Source organism: Bacillus pretiosus (assembly GCF_051294775.1).
Lineage (GTDB): Bacteria > Bacillota > Bacilli > Bacillales > Bacillaceae_G > Bacillus_A > Bacillus_A wiedmannii.
Genome location: NZ_JBPPHF010000463.1, coordinates 1 through 287, shown reverse-complemented (window position 1 = coordinate 287; position 287 = coordinate 1). Strand labels below are relative to the sequence as shown.

Sequence of the window (287 nt, the reverse complement as noted above, 5' to 3'; positions counted from 1 at the left end):
GAGTTCTCTCGCACACCTTAGGATTCTCTCCTCGCCTACCTGTGTCGGTTTGCGGAACAGGCACCTATTATCTCGCTAGAAGCTATTCTTGGCAGCGGGGAATCAAAGACTTCGCTCCATAAGGAGCTTCCCCATCACAGCTCAGCCTTCACGATAAGCGGATTTGCCTACTTATCAGCCTAACTGGTTGGACGTGCACAACCAATCGCACGCTTCTTCTATCCTTCTGCGTCCCTCCTTTGCTCAACCGATAAAGTGCTGGTACTGCAACTGACTCTTATACACAA

1 rRNA gene is annotated in these 287 nt (G+C 50.2%); it reads right to left on the bottom strand.

Features of this window, described 5'->3' with window-relative positions:
- A 23S ribosomal RNA gene (locus ACSG5Z_RS31740) occupies positions 1-287 on the bottom strand; the annotation flags it as partial.